The sequence below is a fragment of the Sinomonas atrocyanea genome (assembly GCF_030812675.1).
GTDB lineage: Bacteria > Actinomycetota > Actinomycetes > Actinomycetales > Micrococcaceae > Sinomonas > Sinomonas atrocyanea_B.
Genome location: NZ_JAUSTE010000001.1, coordinates 155,610 through 168,461, shown reverse-complemented (window position 1 = coordinate 168,461; position 12,852 = coordinate 155,610). Strand labels below are relative to the sequence as shown.

Annotated in this window: 11 protein-coding genes; 8 read left to right on the top strand and 3 right to left on the bottom strand. The window is 74.7% G+C overall.

Annotated elements, in window-relative coordinates:
• Positions 1-14: 14 nt before the first annotated feature.
• Positions 15-779, top strand: a complete 765-nt coding sequence (gene rph, locus J2W20_RS00770; protein WP_307003730.1) for a ribonuclease PH — start codon at positions 15-17, stop codon at positions 777-779.
• A 50-nt stretch (positions 780-829) separates the two neighbouring features.
• Complete coding sequence (rdgB, locus tag J2W20_RS00765; protein WP_307004689.1) at positions 830-1,501, top strand: RdgB/HAM1 family non-canonical purine NTP pyrophosphatase; 672 nt, start codon at positions 830-832, stop codon at positions 1,499-1,501.
• A 21-nt stretch (positions 1,502-1,522) separates the two neighbouring features.
• On the opposite strand, the gene J2W20_RS00760 is transcribed toward rdgB, so the two are convergent.
• Positions 1,523-2,302: a VTT domain-containing protein gene (locus J2W20_RS00760; RefSeq protein ID WP_373457952.1), complete on the bottom strand. Its 780-nt coding sequence runs from the start codon at positions 2,300-2,302 to the stop codon at positions 1,523-1,525.
• 124 nt (positions 2,303-2,426) lie between these two features.
• Between J2W20_RS00760 and J2W20_RS00755 the strand changes: the two genes are divergently transcribed.
• Together J2W20_RS00755 and J2W20_RS00750 are read left to right on the top strand one after the other, a co-directional pair.
• On the top strand, positions 2,427-3,455 hold the full coding sequence (locus tag J2W20_RS00755; RefSeq protein ID WP_307003728.1) for an exonuclease domain-containing protein: 1,029 nt from the start codon (positions 2,427-2,429) through the stop codon (positions 3,453-3,455).
• A gap of 70 nt (positions 3,456-3,525) precedes the next feature.
• The gene (locus tag J2W20_RS00750; protein WP_307003726.1) at positions 3,526-4,116 is read left to right on the top strand and encodes a DUF4395 domain-containing protein; all 591 of its coding nucleotides are present in this window, start codon (positions 3,526-3,528) and stop codon (positions 4,114-4,116) included.
• An 81-nt stretch (positions 4,117-4,197) separates the two neighbouring features.
• Here J2W20_RS00750 and J2W20_RS00745 read toward each other — a convergent pair whose 3' ends face one another.
• Positions 4,198-5,178, bottom strand: a complete 981-nt coding sequence (locus J2W20_RS00745) for an ADP-ribosylglycohydrolase family protein (RefSeq protein ID WP_307003724.1) — start codon at positions 5,176-5,178, stop codon at positions 4,198-4,200.
• 127 nt (positions 5,179-5,305) lie between these two features.
• On the opposite strand from J2W20_RS00745, the gene J2W20_RS00740 reads away from it, so the two are divergent.
• Positions 5,306-6,559 (top strand): chloride channel protein, encoded by a 1,254-nt coding sequence (locus J2W20_RS00740; protein WP_307003722.1) that lies wholly within the window; start codon positions 5,306-5,308, stop codon positions 6,557-6,559.
• Between the two features lie 119 nt (positions 6,560-6,678).
• Here J2W20_RS00740 and J2W20_RS00735 read toward each other — a convergent pair whose 3' ends face one another.
• Positions 6,679-7,149, bottom strand: coding sequence for a MarR family winged helix-turn-helix transcriptional regulator (locus tag J2W20_RS00735; protein WP_307003720.1), 471 nt, complete (start codon positions 7,147-7,149; stop codon positions 6,679-6,681).
• Between the two features lie 171 nt (positions 7,150-7,320).
• Between J2W20_RS00735 and J2W20_RS00730 the strand changes: the two genes are divergently transcribed.
• From J2W20_RS00730 to J2W20_RS00720, 3 genes are read left to right on the top strand one after another with little or no spacing between them, the layout of a single operon-like run.
• Entirely contained in the window at positions 7,321-8,349 is a 1,029-nt protein-coding gene (locus J2W20_RS00730) for an aquaporin (protein WP_307003718.1), read from the top strand.
• Between the two features lie 55 nt (positions 8,350-8,404).
• Positions 8,405-9,568, top strand: a complete 1,164-nt coding sequence (locus tag J2W20_RS00725) for an exonuclease SbcCD subunit D (RefSeq protein ID WP_307003717.1) — start codon at positions 8,405-8,407, stop codon at positions 9,566-9,568.
• The gene (locus J2W20_RS00720) at positions 9,565-12,822 is read left to right on the top strand and encodes an AAA family ATPase (RefSeq protein WP_307003716.1); all 3,258 of its coding nucleotides are present in this window, start codon (positions 9,565-9,567) and stop codon (positions 12,820-12,822) included. Before J2W20_RS00725 ends, J2W20_RS00720 begins: the two co-directional genes overlap by 4 nt.
• Positions 12,823-12,852 lie beyond the last annotated feature (30 nt).

Sequence of the window (12,852 nt, the reverse complement as noted above, 5' to 3'; positions counted from 1 at the left end):
TATAAGCTGGTCCCATGACCCCAAGCACCCCTGGAACTCCTTCCGTCGCGCGCGCCGACGGCCGCACGCCCGACCAGCTCCGGCCCATCTCGATTACCCGCGGCTGGTCGAAGCAGGCCGAGGGATCGGCCCTCATCGAGTTCGGCAGCACGCGCGTGCTGTGCACCGCCTCGTTCACCGAGGGTGTGCCGCGCTGGCTCAAGGGCGAGGGCAGGGGCTGGGTCACGGCCGAGTACGCGATGCTCCCGCGGGCCACCAACACCCGCTCGGACCGCGAGTCGGTCAAGGGCCGCATCGGCGGCCGCACGCACGAGATCTCCCGGCTGATCGGCCGGTCGCTGCGCTCGATCATCGACACGAAGGCGCTCGGGGAGAACACGATCGTCCTCGACTGCGACGTCCTCCAGGCCGACGGCGGCACCCGCACCGCCGCGATCACCGGCGCCTTCGTGGCGCTCGCCGAGGCGGTCCGCTGGGCGAAGGAGCAGGGCCTCGTGGAGCGCGGCGCCGAGCCGCTCGTGGACACGGTCTCCGCCGTGTCGGTGGGGATCATCGACGGCGTGCCGATGCTGGACCTGCCCTACGTCGAGGACGTGCGGGCGGAGACTGACATGAACGTCGTGGTCACCGGTTCGGGCAAGTTCGTCGAGGTCCAGGGCACCGCCGAGGGCGCCCCGTTCGACCGCGACGAGCTCAACAGCCTCCTGGACCTGGCCCTCCTGGGGACCGCCCAGCTGGCGGACATCCAGCGGGACACCCTGTCTGAGGCGTTGCGGTGAGCGCTGCCGGCATCGGCGGAGCCGGTGCGGAGGAGCAGGGAGGCGCTGCGGTGGGCGCTGCGCACGACGGCGACCGCTCGCCGTCGTCCGTCCCGGCGCCGCGGCTCGTGCTCGCCACCCACAACCAGGGCAAGCTCAAGGAGCTGCGCGACCTGCTGCGCGGCCAGGTCCCGGGCCTCGACGTGGACACCCAGGTGGTCGACGCGGGCGCGGTGAGCGGCCCCGACGTCGTCGAGGACGGCGTGACGTTCGCCGAGAACGCGCTGAAGAAGGCGCGCGCGGTGGCCGAGGCCACGGGGCTGCCCGCCATCGCTGACGACTCGGGCCTGGCCGTCGAGGTCCTCGGCGGGGCGCCCGGCATCTTCTCGGCGCGCTGGGCCGGCCGCCACGGCGACGACCGGGCGAACCTCGAACTGCTCCTGGCCCAGCTCGGCGACGTCCGCGACGAGCACCGGCAGGCGGCGTTCGTGTGCGCGGCGGCGCTCGCCGTGCCGGGGGAGGGCGGGACCCGCTACGAGACGGTCGAGCTGGGGGAGATGCCCGGCACGCTGCTGCGCGAGCCGCGCGGCGAGGGCGGCTTCGGCTACGACCCCATCCTGCTGCCTGCGGGCCTGGAGGTGAGCGTCGCGGAGCTGAGCCGTGAGCAGAAGAACGAGATCAGCCACCGCGGGCACGCGTTCCGGGCGCTGCTGCCGGCCATCGTCGAGGTGCTGCGCGGCTGAGCCGCGCAGCACCCTGGCGGGCTACTTCCAGTCGGGGTTGGTCTTGCGCTCCTCGACCGGCTCGTGCTCCTCGATGAACTCGTCCACGGGGTCGGTGCCGAACGCGGTCGCCTGACGCCCGGCGGAGCGGCCGCGGAGGAACTCGATGACGATCGGGAGCACTGAGACGAGCACGATCGCGACGAAGATGAGGTCGATGTTCTTGCCCACCCACGCGTACTGGCCGAGCCAGGCGCCCAAGAGGGTGACGCCGCCGCCCCAGAGCACGGCGCCGATCACGTTGTAGAGGAAGAACCGCGTGCGGCTCATGCCCGCCACGCCCACGATCACGGGCACGAACGTGCGGATGATCGGCACGAAGCGGGCGAGGATGAGCGCCTTGCCGCCGTGCTTGGCGAAGAAGGCATGGGCCTTGTCGACATTCTCCCGCTTGAAGAGGCGGGAGTCTGGACGGTTGAAGATGGCGGGGCCGGCCTTGGCGCCGATGAGGTAGCCGCACTGGTTGCCGATGATCGCCGCGACGACCACGAGCAGGGCCAGGAGCCACAGGTTGAACCGGATCGCGCCGGTGGCGACGAGCAGGCCCGCGGTGAAGAGCATCGAGTCGCCGGGGAGGAAGAACCCGATGAGCAGGCCCGTCTCGGCGAAGATGATCCCGCACACCACGAGCACCACCCAGGGTCCGAGCGGCGAGTCGCGCAGGAACACATCCGGGTTGAGCCAGTCAGGCAGGAACGAGGCGGTCTTGGGCTGGACGGCGAGCGTCAGGACGGAGGCGGCATCGGCCAGGGCAGCAGGGATCACCCTCCAAGGGTACCGGCCGGGGCGCACCGCGGCGGGGGAGTGGGGCAGCCCACAGGGGCCGGCACGCCTCCGGCGCGTGGCGGTCGCCGGAGCGCGGCGAGCGCCCGGCTAAGCTCTCTGCGTGGCCCTGGACTTCACCGCGATCGACTTCGAGACCGCCAACGGGTTCCGGGGGTCCCCGTGCTCCGTCGGCCTCATCCGGGTCCGCGGCGGGCGGGTGACGGAGCGGGCCTCGTGGCTGATGCGTCCCCCGGCCGGCCACGATGCGTTCGACCCCCGCAACGTCGCCATCCACGGCATCACCCCAGAGATGGTCGCGGGGGCCCCGCGGTTCGGTGACCTCTTCGCCGAGATCGGCGGGTTCATCGGCGACGACGTCCTCGTGGCCCACAACGCGGCCTTCGACCTCGGCGTGATCCGCTCGGCCCTCGAGGTCAGCGGCCTCCGGGCCCCGGCCTACGACTACGCCTGCACCGTGGTCCTCTCGCGCAAGACCTACCGGCTCGTCTCCCATTCGCTGCCGTTCGCCGCGAGGGAAGCCGGAGTGCCGCTCGAGCACCACCACGACGCCACCGAGGATGCCGCGGCCTGCGCCGGCATCCTCATCGACATCGCCGGCCGGCACGGAGCCGACACCGTGGCCGGCGTCTACGGCGCCGTGGGCCTCGCCCTCCCGCGCCAGGCCGCGTACGTTCCCGGCGACCCCTACTCCCCGGCCACGGCCCGCGCCCTCGAGGGCCTCGCGTCAGGGGCGGGGCGCACGACGGCGGGAGGCGGCCCCCGCGCGGGCCGCACCTGGGCGCCGTGGCCGCAGGAGGGGGCGAACCCGCCCGCGAACGCCGCAGCAGACCCGCACCACCCGCTCTTCGGGCACCGCATCGTCTTCACCGGGGCGCTGGGGATGCCGCGCAGCGAGGCGAAGTCGCGGGCCGCCGAGCTCGGGGCGCAGCCGGCCAGCTCCGTGACGAGGGCGACCACGCTCCTCGTGGTGGGCGACGGGTTCGTGGCCTCCGACCTCGCCTCCGGCCGCGTGACGACCAAGGCCAGACGCGCCCTTCAGCTGCAGGAGAGGGGGCAGCGGGTCGAGGTGCTCTCCGAGGGCGAGTTCCTCCAGATGCTCGGAGGCCACTGGCCCGCGGCGAGCGCCTGAGCCTAGCGGCTCCGTCATCCGGGGCAACATTCCTTCGCGGGCTGGCGCCGGAGTTCCTAGCATGATCCGCATGGCTGCACCCACGTCCCCCGCTGCCCCGTCTGTCTTCGATGCGCCGCAGGGCGGCCAGTTCGTCGCACCTGTGCAGGCCCGTCCGTCGCTCCTGGCCCGGGCGTTTGCCTTCCCGAACCCGGTGAACGAGTATGCCGCGAGGTCCACCGCGGGCATCATCGTGGTGCTGAGCACGGCGGTGCTCGCCACGGGGCTCGTCACCGGGGCCGGATGGGGACTGTGGGTCATCGCCGCCGGATTCTGGCTAAGGGTGGCCGGCGGCCCGCGGTACTCGCCGGCCGGCCGCCTTGCGGTGCACGTCATCGCGCCGCGCCTCGGTTCCGCCCGGCTGGTCGCAGGCCCGCCCAAGCGCTTCGCCCAGGGCATCGGGGCCGCGGTCTCGACCGCCGCGGCGGTGCTGTTCGCGTGCGGGCTGGCGGGCGCAGCCTGGGCGGCCCTCGGTGTCCTGATCGTCGCGGCCTCCCTCGAGGCATTCGCGGGGTTCTGCCTCGGCTGCTGGCTCTTCGGCCGCCTCCAGCTGGCAGGACTCGTCCCCGCCTCGGCGTGCGAGGCCTGCAGCGACATCGCGCTGCGGCGCCGCAAGTCCTGAGGCAGGAGCCGCGGCGGAGTCCCGCGCGGGCTGAGTCGCGCCCAGCCTGACCGGGTCGCCCGTCAGGTCCGGGTTGTCCCGTCAGGCCCCTGTGGCATTGGCGAACCGGGCCGCGAGGCCCTCGGCCGCGCCCATGCCGGCCGTCCGCTCCGCCCATGGGGCCGGAATCGCGTCGGCGCCCCAGCGGGTGCCCAGCAGGGCCCCCGCGATCGCGGCCGCGTCGACTCCGCCGACCGCCGCGAGCTCGGTGGCGGCGGCGAACGCCGCCTGCTCGGAGTCGCCGGCCTCGGCGGCGCTCTCGGCCGCGAGGACCGCGCTGAGCGCAGCCCTGAGGGCCGCGGCGGCGTCCGCTCCGCCGCCCTCCGCGGCGGGAGCACCGGCGTCGAACGCGTGCAGCACGCCCGCATCGGGGGTGGGCAGCGAGGCGATCTGCGCCCGCGCGGACCCGGCCGCGGTCGCCGCGTCCGCGCCCAGGGACAGGAAGTGCGTCATGGACGCCACCGCGACGGCGGCCTGCACCGCCCGGGGCGTGCCATGCGTCAGGAAGGCGCCGTCTGCGCTCATCTTCACCACGGCGGCCGCCGGGATGTGGGGGACGAGACCGAAGGGGGCCGCATGGGCGGCGGCGCCGGCGTCGTCGAACGCCGGGCCCACAGGGCGCGAGGAGGTCCCCATCTGCCCGTCGGCGAGCGAGCCGATCCAGTCCGGCCGCACGGCGGCGGGGACCCGGACGCCGTCCTGCCCGTCGAGCCAGCGGGGCTGGGCGAGGGGCGCGGTGGGCGAGAGCGGGACTCCTTGGACAGCCGCCCAGCGCAGGGAGGCGAGCCACACGCACGCGGCCTCGTCCGCGGCCACGCCGTCGTTGGCCCACTCGATCGCCTCCAGCAGCGCGTCGGCGGTGAAGAGGGTGAGCTGGCCGGCCGGTCCGAGCGGCAGCGTGGTGCCCCGATCGGGGGACGCGGCGCCCCTCTCGGGCCCGAATCCGGCGAGGGCTGCCGCCTCGGCCGTGGCCGTGCCCGCGAGACAGCCGAGGATGCGGGAGGCGGGGGAGGGGACGTCCATGCTGACAGCGTAGTGGGCGCCGATCCCGCCCGCAGCGCGGCCAGGGATGCGGAGGACGCTGGCCCCGCCTAGAATAGTTCTATGACAGAACTTCTTTGGGTCCGCGGCGGCCGCTGATGGGGCCGCCGTGAGCGTCGACGGGGTCCGGCAGGAGGGGCGCCGGCTGCTGCGCCTGGCCGCGGTCGTCGTCGCCGTGGGCGTCGGCGCGGGGCTGGTGGGCATCGGCGTCGACCTCGCCCTACAGGCGCTCGAGCACCTCGCCTTCGGCTATTCGCGCGGGTCCCTCCTCGACGGCGCGACCCAGGCGCCTCCCTGGCGGCGGCTGGCGGCGCTCGTCTCTGCGGGCATGGTCGGAGCCGTGGGCTGGTGGGCGCTGCGGACCTGGGCGAGGCGCGTCGTCTCGGTCGAGGACGCCGCGAAGGGCACGCCGATGCCGTGGTTCACGACCGTGGCCAACGCCGCGCTGCAGGTGGTGATCGTGGGACTCGGCGCCTCGATCGGCCGCGAGGCCGCACCGCGTGAGCTCGGTGCGCTGCTCGCGGAGAAGGTCTCGCGTGCCGCGGGCCTCTCGGCCCGGGAGGTGCGGATCCTCGTGGCCTGCGGGGCCGGCGCCGGGCTCGCGGCGGTCTACAACGTTCCCTTCGGCGGGGCGCTCTTCGCCGTGGAGGTGCTCCTCGCCGAGGTGAGCTTCGCGGTCCTGCTGCCCGCGTTCGCGACCTCTGCGATCGCCGCGACCGTGGCCCGGTTGGTGGTCCCCACCGATCCGATGTACGCGCTGCCGCCGGTGGAGCTCACCCCGACGCTCGTCGGCTGGTCCTTCGCAGCGGGGCCGCTGATCGGGCTCGGCGCCGCCGGCTTCACCTGGCTCACCCGCTACGCTTCCGGCACGCGCCCCCGCGGCCGGTCGATCCTGTGGACCATGCCCCTGCTGTTCGCCGCCGTGGGCGCCGTGGCGATGGTGCTTCCGGAGGTGGTGGGGAACGGCAAGGCCGCGGCCCAGACCGCGTTCTCGGCGATGGCGCCGCTCGCGCTCGTCGGGATCCTCCTCGTGGCGAAGACGGGAACCACGCTCGCCACCATCAGGGCCGGCGCGGCGGGCGGCACGCTCACTCCGTCGGTCGCGGTCGGCGCGATGCTGGGGATCGTGCTCGGAAGCGTCGTGAACGCGTTCGCGCCCGGGACCTCCGTTGCCGCGTTCGCGTTCGTCGGCGCGGCGGCCTTCCTCGCGAGCACCATGAGGGCGCCGATGACCGGACTGATCCTCGCGTCCGAGTTCACCGGCATGAGCCCCGAGATGCTCGTCCCCGCCATGCTGGCGACGGCCGGGGCGCTCGCGGTGGTCTACTTCCTCGAGCGCACGCGCCTCTCCGACATCGCCTGAGCGGGGTGTCCGGTGGGGCGGGGTGCCCGGCGGGGCGGGGTGCCCGCCTGAGCGGGGTGCCCGGCGGGGCGGGGCTACTCGGCGAGCGCGCGACGCCGCCCGGGGGGGGCAACCCGTTGCTAGGCCTCCCCGGCGGCCTCTGCCTCCATGCGGGATGCAAGGGCCCGCAGCGCCGGGAGCGCGCGGTTGATCGTGTCCTGGTCCTCGGCGGCGAGCGAGGCGAGGGCGCGGCGGATGCGCCTCTCGTTGGCCTGCTGCCAGTGCCCCAGGCGGCTGTGGCCGTCGTCCGTGAGGCTCAGCACCACAGCCCTGCGGTCCGCCTCGCTGGGCCGGCGCTCGAGCAGCCCCGAGGAGGCCATCTGGGCCACGAGGTTGCTGACCGTGTTCTTCGCAAGGTTCTGCCGCTGCGCGAGCTCGCTCACCCCGAGTCCGGGCTCGTCGGCGAGCCGCTGGAGGAGCTCCACCTGCGCCATCGGCAGGGCCTCCCAGGGCAGCTCGTCCCGCACGCCCGCCCGGAGCGTGCGGCGCAGCCGGGTGATCACGTCGGTGAGGCCCCACGCCTCGCCGGGGCCGGTGTCCAGGGAATCCATGGGACCAGAGTAAGTTCGCCGCCCCCGATGGCCCGCGCGGGGCGCCGGGGGCGGGGCCGCTTTTCGGGGCACCCCGTCCGAGGCGATAGTCTGCTGGAGGCCTGCCCCCGGGGCTGGCGGCCCGCTCAGGCACCCACGTGAGCACTTCCACACTCCACGAAAGAGGACCTCATGACCACAGACGTGGCTGCGCCCACGCCCGTGAAGGCGCCGGCCGAGTTCAGCGTCGTCGCCAAGCTCGTCGCCGAGGCGTTCGGCACCTTCCTGCTCGCGTACGCAGGGCTCGGCGTGGCGCTGTTCAGCAGCCCCTCGTCGGCGCCGATCCCGACGCCCTTCGCCGTCGGCCTGAGCATCGCCGTGGGCATCGCCGCCGTGGGGCACATCTCGGGCGGCCACTTCAACCCGGCGGTGACCCTCGGGCTCGCGGTGGCCGGCCGCACCAACTGGCGGCTGGTGCCGGGCTACATCGCCTCCCAGCTCGTGGGCGGCCTGGTCGGCACGCTCATCCTCTGGGTGACCATCCGCACGCTCCCGAGCCTGAGCAGCGGCAACAGTTCCCAGACCATCTTCACCCAGCTCTCGAACGGGTTCGACGACCTCTCGCCGAGCAAGTTCCCGATGGCTGCCGGCCTCCTCGCCGAGGTCGTCGCGACCGCCGTGTTCGTGGCCATCATCCTCTTCGTGACCAGCAAGCGCGCCGTCAAGGGCATGGCGCCCTGGGCGATCGGCCTGGGCCTGTCGATCCTCGTGCAGGCAATCGCCCCGATCACCAACGCCTCCCTCAACCCGGCGCGCTCGACCGCGACCGCCGTGTTCGCCCAGGGCAACGCGTTCGGCCAGCTGTGGCTCTTCTGGGTCGCCCCCGTCCTCGGTGCGGTCCTCACGGGCCTCATCTTCCGGGGCTTCGGCTCCTCCGACGAACTGCACGGCGCGACGGCCGGCGGCGTCGGGGACCTGACCGCCGAGGCGACGCGCGACGACGGCACCCGGGTCTCCGAGACCTCCGTGGCCCCGGCGGAGGCCGGGCGAGGCGATGCCCGCGACGCCGGGGTGCGGGAGCCCGGGAGCGCACCGGCGGCTGAGGCCGAACCAGCACCGGCGGCTGACCCCGCGACGGCTGAGCCCGCGCCGGAGACCGAGCGGGCGCCGGAGCGCACCGCCGACGACGACGCACGCGACTTCTTCGACAAGGACCGCTGAGTGCGAGGCGGTGGCATCGCGAAAAGTGTCGGTGCCACCGTCTAGCGTTTCGACCATGAAGATCCTCCACACCTCGGACTGGCACCTGGGCCGGTCCTTCCACGGCGTCGGGATGCTCGGCGCGCAGCGCGAGTGGCTCGATGCGCTCGTGGCCCACGTGGAGTCCGAGGACGTCGCAGCGGTGCTCGTCGCCGGGGACGTCTACGACCGGGCCCTGCCCGCCGTCGACGTCGTCGAGCTCCTCGACGAGACGCTCGTGCGGCTCACGGCCGCCGGCGCGCAGGTGGTCGTCACCAGCGGAAACCACGACTCCGCGGTGCGGCTCGGCTTCGGCTCCCGGCTCCTCGAGCGCGGGGGCGTGCACCTGCGCACCCGCCTGGACCAGATCGGGGACCCCGTGCTGCTTCCGCTCGGGGACGGCGCCCAGCTCGCCGTCTATGGGCTCCCGTACCTCGAGCCCCGCCTGGTCGCAGAGTTCCTCGGCGCGTCCGCGCCCGGCCATGCCTCCGTCACCGCGGCGGCGCTCGGGAGGGCAAGGGCAGACCTGGAGGCCCGGCGGGCCGCGGGCACCGTGCATTCGATCGTCATGGCCCACACGTTCGCCGGCGGCGGGGTGCCGAGCGAGAGCGAGCGCGCGCTCTCGGTGGGGGGCCTCGACGTCGTGCCGCTGGGGGTCTTCGAGGGTTTCGACTACGCCGCCCTGGGCCACCTGCACGGGCGGCAGGAGCTCGCCCCGACAATCCGCTACTCGGGGTCCCCGCTCGCCTACTCGTTCTCGGAATGGCGGCAGGCCAAGGGGGCGTGGATGCTCGACGTCGGGCCGGACGGGATCGCGTCGATCGAACCTGTCGACTGGGTGAGCCGGCACCGGCTCGCGGTCCTGCGCGGACCGCTCGAGGACCTCCTGTCCGACCCGTCCCATGCGGACGCCGAGACCGCGTACTGCCACGTCACCCTCACCGACCCGGAGCGTCCGCGCGCCGCCATGGAGCGGCTGCGCGCGCGCTTCCCCCTCACCGTCGCGCTCGCCTTCGAACCCGCAGGCCGCGACGAGGCGGCCACGGCAACCTACAGCGAGCGGCTCGCCGCCGCGCGCAGCGACCTGGACCTGTGCTGCGGATTCCTCGAGCACGTCCGCGGCCGCGGTGCCGACGCCAGTGAACGGGCAGCCCTGGAGGGGGCGCTCGACTCGGTGCGGCTCACGGAGGTGGGCGCGTGAGGCTCCACCGGCTCGAGATCAGCGCGTTCGGACCGTTCGCCGGTGACGAGGCCATCGACTTCGACTCCCTTGCCGAGCATGGGCTCTTCCTCCTGAACGGGCCCACCGGAGCGGGCAAGACGAGCATCCTCGACGCGGTCTGCTTCGCGCTCTACGGCAGCCTCCCCGGAGCCCGCCAGGGGACGCGCTCGCTCAAGAGCCACCACGCGCCCGGTGACGCTGAGCCCGCGGTGGTACTCGAGTTCACGGCCCAGGGCCGGCGCTTCGAGGTCCGCCGGACCCCGGAATGGTCGCGCCCGAGCGCGCGGTCCGCGGCCGGGTGGGTCCAGCAGAAGGCCGCGACGCATGTCCGCGAGCTCGTGGACGGAGCGTGGCGGCCCCTCACCTCGCGCAACGACGAGGCAGGCGCCCTCCTGGGCGGCGTGCTCGGGATGGCCCGCGAACAGTTCACCCGGGTAGTGCTCCTGCCCCAGGGCGAGTTCGCGTCGTTCCTGCGGGCCAAGGCCTCCGAACGCACCGAGCTCCTCGAGAAGCTCTTCGGCACCCGCCGCTTCGCCGAGGTGGAGAACCAGCTTGCCTCCCTCGCCCAGGCTGCGCGGACCGAGACCGAGGCCGCCGAACGCGCCGCGGCCCGGCCGGTCGCCAGCCTGGAGGCGGAGCTTGCCGCCCTCGCCGAGGAACTGCCGGACGAGCTGGCCCGCCGAGTCGCCGGCCGCGAGGGCTCCGAGGGTCAACGCGAGGACCCCGAGGCCGGCCGTGAGGAGTCCGTCGCCGGGCGCGAGGGCTCCGTGGGCCGACGTGAGGACCCGGCGGACGGGCACGAACAGGGCCGGGAGCAGCGGCCGGGCCGGGTCCTGGACCCAGACCAGCCTCTGGACCCCGAGTGCGCCGCTGACCTGTTCGCATGGTCCGAGGCGACCCTCAGCGCGCTCAGGGACCGCGCGGCGTCGGACTGCGAGGCCGCCCGCGCGGCGCTCGCGGACAGCCGCCGCGCGGTCACCGAGGCCACACGCGCCTTCGAGGACGCCCGGGAACTCGCTGCCGCCCGGGCACGCCGAGGGGACTGGGAGGCGGCAGCCGCCACGCAGTCCCACCGGCTCGAGGCCATCGCCTCGCACCGCGCGGCCGCCCTCCTCAGCCGGCCCCTCACCGACGCCGAACGCGCGTCGGAGGCGGCAGCACGGGCGCGCGCCGACGCTGCGGCCCTCGCGGAAGCCACCGCTGCCACGGGGTGGTCGCCTTCGCGCACCGATTCGCGCAGCGGGCTGCCCGACGCGGAGGAGGTGAGGGCAGCGGCATCGTCCGAGGAGGCGGAGGCGGCCGTGCTCGCGGAGCGCATCGCCGCCGAGCGCGAACTCGCCGACCTCGAGCGCCAGCTTGCGGACGCCGCCACGGCCCTCGGGGCGCACCGGGCCGCCGCAGAGCGCGCGGACGCGGACGCGGAACGGCTCAGCCGGGAACTCGCCGCGCTCGAGGAGGAGCGGGCGCGGATCGCGGTCGACGCCGCAGCCCTCGGCGCCGCCACCATCGAGGCGGACGCCGCGGAGGACATCGTGAAGGCCGTCGAGGACCGCGCGCTGGCCCTCCGGACGCTCAGCGACGCCACGCGGGAGCACGAGGAACGCCGCACCCAGGCCCTCGATGCCAAGGAGTCCTGGCTGGGCCTGCGCGAACGGCGGCTCGGCCAGGCCGCCGCCGAGCTGGCCGCGCACCTCGACCCGGATGTCCCGTGCCCCGTGTGCGGCTCCGCCGACCACCCCGCTCCCGCAGAGGGCGCCGAGGATCCGCTCCTGCTCGTCGACGCGGAGCGCGCCGCGGCCAGGTCCTCGGAGGCAGCGGCAGCACGCGAGCGCGCCGCCCTCGAGGCGGTGGCGGAGGCGCGCGCGCAGCTCGCGGCCGTGGAGGCCCGCGGGGGAGCGACAGACCCGGACAAGGCCGTCCGGGTGCGCGAGGAGAAGCTCGCGGCCGTCCGCCATGCCCGTGAGGCCGAGGCCCGGCTCACGTCCGTCTTCGCGCAGCTGCGCACGCTCTCCGATCGCCGCCAGTCCGCCCTCGCTGCCCGCGAGGAGGCCACGGGCCTGAGGATCCGTGCCGAGGAGACACTCCGGAGCCGGGGTGAGGAGCGGGACCGCCGGCAGGCCGACGTCGTGCTCTGGCGCGGCGGCTTCCCCAGCGTCTCCGCCCGGCAGTCCGACGTCGCGGCGCGGGCCCGCACCCTCGCCGCGCTCGGAGACTCCCTCGGGGCCTGCCGCGCGGCCCAGGACGCACTGTCCCAGGCGGACGCGGCCCTTTCGGCGGCCCTCGAGGCCTCCCCGTTCGCCGACGCGCCGACGGCGCGCGCGGCACTCCTGAGTCCCGCCCAGGCGGCACGGCTCGAGGCCGAGGCGGCGGCCCACGAGGCAGAAGGACAGCAGCTGAGCGGCCTGTTCGCCTCGGCGGCGGTCCAGCGGGCCCTCGACGCCGAGCACGGAAGCGCAGCTGCGGACGGGAGCGCCCTGGAGGCAGCGCGGACCGCCGAGTCCGCGGCCGAGCTCCGGGCGAGGACAGGCGAGTTCGCCGCCCAGCGGACTGCCGCCGCCTGCGGGCGCCTGGCGACCCTGCGGGCAGCGTTCGAGGGCTCCCGGCCCCTGCTCGAGCAGACCCGCGGCCGCGCCAGCACGCTCGCCGAGCTGGCCAGGACAGCGCGGGGCCAGGGCGAGAACGCGCGCCGCATGTCGCTGCACAGCTATGTGCTCGCTGCCCGGCTCGAGCAGGTCGCCGTCGCCGCGTCCGAGCGGCTCCTGGCGATGAGCGACGGACGGTTCAGCCTCGAGCATACCGATGCGCTCGCCGCCCGAGGGGCCGCCTCGGGCCTCGGGCTCGACGTCGTGGACGGGTGGACGGGCCAGCGGCGCGACCCGTCCACCCTCTCGGGCGGAGAGACGTTCATGGCCTCCCTCGCCCTGGCGCTCGGTCTGGCGGACGTGGTCCAGCACGAGGCCGGCGGCATCGACATCGAGACGCTGTTCGTCGACGAAGGGTTCGGCAGCCTCGATGAACAGGCCCTCGAGCAGGTCATGGACGCGATCGAGGGCCTGCGGGCTGGCGGCCGCGTAGTGGGCCTCGTGAGCCACGTCTCGGAGCTCAAGCAGCGCATCCCGGCCCAGATCCGGGTGAGCAAGGGCCGCGACGGATCCCGCATCGCCTCGGTGGGGCTCGTCCCCCCGACGGCCCACGCCTCCCAGAGGGCCCAGGCCTCCCAGACCGCCCAGTAGGATGTGAGGGCTACCGGGTCCTGCACGGCG

What these genes read in the sequence shown, in the direction of transcription:
- rph (WP_307003730.1), top strand. Translation starts at nt 15, where the DNA reads ATGACCCCAAGCACCCCTGGAACTCCTTCCGTCGCGCGCGCCGACGGC.
- J2W20_RS00750 (WP_307003726.1), top strand. Translation starts at nt 3,526, where the DNA reads ATGGCTGCACCCACGTCCCCCGCTGCCCCGTCTGTCTTCGATGCGCCG.
- J2W20_RS00745 (WP_307003724.1), bottom strand. Translation starts at nt 5,178, where the DNA reads ATGGACGTCCCCTCCCCCGCCTCCCGCATCCTCGGCTGTCTCGCGGGC.
- J2W20_RS00735 (WP_307003720.1), bottom strand. Translation starts at nt 7,149, where the DNA reads ATGGATTCCCTGGACACCGGCCCCGGCGAGGCGTGGGGCCTCACCGAC.
- J2W20_RS00730 (WP_307003718.1), top strand. Translation starts at nt 7,321, where the DNA reads ATGACCACAGACGTGGCTGCGCCCACGCCCGTGAAGGCGCCGGCCGAG.
- J2W20_RS00725 (WP_307003717.1), top strand. Translation starts at nt 8,405, where the DNA reads ATGAAGATCCTCCACACCTCGGACTGGCACCTGGGCCGGTCCTTCCAC.